Genomic DNA, 2,589 nt, shown 5'->3' with positions numbered 1-2,589 from the left:
CACGAGGAGGACAAGCTCCGGACGGTGTTCTGGGGGTTCGCCGGCCAGCCGCTGGCGCCTCAGGAGCTGGACAGGATCAGCACCGTCCACGACGCCGCCGTGGACGCGTCGTCGGCCCTGCGCCTCCGACTGGACGAGCTGCTCAGCCGGGTCGAGGTGGCCGCGCTGGTCCAGCGCTGCCGTGCCCTGCTCGACGAGGCGGCATACCCGCGGCCCTCAGGCGCCTGGCCGGCCATCCCGTGGCCGCCGCTGTGACGCGGCCACGTAGGCTTCGTCCGTGATCTCCTGGCCCGCCCCGTTCATCCCCGAGGTGCCGGGGACCGGCCACCCGCCCCAGCTGTTCGACACGAGTACGGGCGCTGTGCGCGCGGTGAACCCCGGGCCCACGGCGCGGATGTACGTCTGCGGGATCACGCCGTACGACGCCACCCATCTGGGACACGCGGCAACCTACGTCACCTTCGACGTGCTCCAGCGTGCCCTTCGTGACGCCGGGCACGACGTGGTCTACGTCCAGAACATCACCGACGTCGACGACCCGTTGCTCGAGCGCGCCCATCGCGACGGAGTCGACTGGCAGGACCTCGCCGCCGACGAGATCGCCCTCTTCCGCGAGGACATGACGGCGCTCGGGGTGATCCCCCCGGACCACTATGTGGGCGTGGTCGAGAGCATCGATGCCGTGGCCGAGGCAGTGCGCGACCTGCTGGCCAGCGGTGCGGCCTACCCGGTCGACACTCCGGAGTCCGAGGCCGGCCACGACCTCTACCTCGACGTGTCCCGCGAGCCGGGGTTCGGCAGCGTGTCGAACTGGTCGCGCGAGCAGATGATGGCGGTGTTCGCCGACCGCGGTGGTGACCCCGACCGGGCCGGCAAGCGAGACCCGCTCGACCCTCTGCTGTGGCGCGCCGCGCGCGACGGTGAGCCGTCGTGGGCTGTCGAGGGCCTGCCCGCCGGCCGCCCGGGCTGGCACATCGAGTGCACGGCCATCGCGCTGGACCGTCTGGGCATGGCCTTCGACGTCCAGGGTGGTGGCAGCGACCTGATCTTCCCGCACCACGAGATGAGCGCGACCCAAGGCGTCCTGCTGACCGGTGAGCGGCCGTTCGCCCGCACCTACGCCCATCAGGCCATGGTCGGCCTCGACGGCGCCAAGATGAGCAAGTCCAAGGGCAACCTGGTGCTGGTCTCCAAGCTGCGGGCCGACGGCGTCGACCCCATGGCGATCCGGCTCGCCCTGCTCGACCAGCACTACCGCACCGAGTGGTCGTGGACGCCCGACCTGCTCACGACGGCGCAGGACCGGCTGGACAGCTGGCGCGCGGCGCTGTCGGTCAACGCGGGGCCGCCCGTCGACGAGGTCGTGGCGCGGCTGCGATCATGCGTGGCCGACGACCTCGACACCCCCGGCGCACTGCGTGCCGTGGACCGGTGGGCCCAGGAGTGCCAGCGCCGGGGTGGGTCGGACGCGGGGTCACCCGGGGTCCTGGCACGGACGCTGGACGCCCTGCTCGGCGTCCGGGTCTAGGGGGCCAAGGCCAGCTAGGCAGCCGGGCAGGCTAGCTCGGTCCCTCCTGGCCACGACGGCGCAGGTAGCGCTCGAACTCCCGCGCGATCGCGTCGCCGCTGGCCTCCGGCAGGTCTGCCGTGTCCTGGGCCTCCTCGAGTGACTGGACGTACTCGGCGACCTCCTCGTCGCTCTCCGCCAGCTCGTTGATCCCGCGCTCCCAGGCCTTGGCTGCGTCCTGCAGGTCGCCATGGGGGATCGGCGCGTCGAGGAGCTCCTCCAGCCGTGAGACCAGGGCCAGGGTCGCCTTGGGAGAGGGTGAGTGCCCGGCGTAGTGCGGAACCGCCGCCCAGCAGGACAGGGACTGCAGCCCGGACTGGCTGGCGGCGTCCGCGAGCACGCCGACGATGCCCGTGGGTCCCTCGTAGCGGCTGGGCTCGAGGTCATAGCGGTGCAGCACGTCCTCGTCGTCGGACGTGGCCGTCACGGGGATCGGGCGGGTATGCGCCACATCGGCCATGAGCGCCCCCAGCGTGATCATGGTGGTGGCACCGACCTGCTGGGCGAACTCCATGAGCTCGATCGTGAACGCACGCCACCGGAAGCTCGGCTCGATGCCCTGCACCAGGATGACGTCGCGGTCCAGCGCGGCCGGGCGTGCCACGAGGATCCGGGTCGTGCGCCAGTGGATGCGACGCCGTCCGTCGTCGATGACCACCCGGGGACGGTTGACCTGGAAGTCGTAGTACTCCTCGGGGTCGAGTGCGGCGATGGCCTCGGCGTCCCAGACCTCCAGGAGGTGGTCGACGGTGGCGGTCGCTGCCTCGCCGGCATCGTTCCAGCCCTCGAAGGCCGCGATGACGACCGGGTCGTTCAGCTCTGGAACGTCCTCGAGCTCGATCACGCGGTTCTCCTCCATGCAGGGGCGACGGCCGGGGTGGCCCGTCCCTGTCCAGCCTACGCAGCGCTGCCGGCGGATGGTCACAGGCGCTGCCAGCAGGGGGACACGGGCTGCGTAGGGTGGTCCCCGTGACTGCCTCAGCCGCCCTGCCCGCAGCCGTTCTCTGGGACATGGACGGCAC

At 71.7% G+C, this 2,589-nt stretch carries 2 protein-coding genes and 1 pseudogene; 2 read left to right on the top strand and 1 reads right to left on the bottom strand.

The features are described from left to right. Positions 1-255, top strand: a pseudogene (locus VGN50_RS07385) (phosphatidylinositol kinase); the annotation flags it as partial. A gap of 22 nt (positions 256-277) precedes the next feature. Next, the gene (mshC, locus tag VGN50_RS07380; protein WP_327444077.1) at positions 278-1,528 is read left to right on the top strand and encodes a cysteine--1-D-myo-inosityl 2-amino-2-deoxy-alpha-D-glucopyranoside ligase; all 1,251 of its coding nucleotides are present in this window, start codon (positions 278-280) and stop codon (positions 1,526-1,528) included. A gap of 31 nt (positions 1,529-1,559) precedes the next feature. Here mshC and VGN50_RS07375 read toward each other — a convergent pair whose 3' ends face one another. Next, positions 1,560-2,411 carry a PAC2 family protein gene (locus tag VGN50_RS07375; RefSeq protein WP_327444076.1) on the bottom strand — a complete coding sequence of 284 codons (852 nt, stop codon included), beginning with the start codon at positions 2,409-2,411 and terminating at the stop codon, positions 1,560-1,562. Between the last annotated feature and the right edge of the window lie 178 nt (positions 2,412-2,589).

The sequence above is a fragment of the Pedococcus sp. genome (assembly GCF_036000045.1).
Taxonomy (GTDB): domain Bacteria; phylum Actinomycetota; class Actinomycetes; order Actinomycetales; family Dermatophilaceae; genus Pedococcus.
The sequence above is the reverse complement of the archived record's forward strand: the minus strand, read 5'-3'. Positions and strand labels throughout refer to the sequence as shown.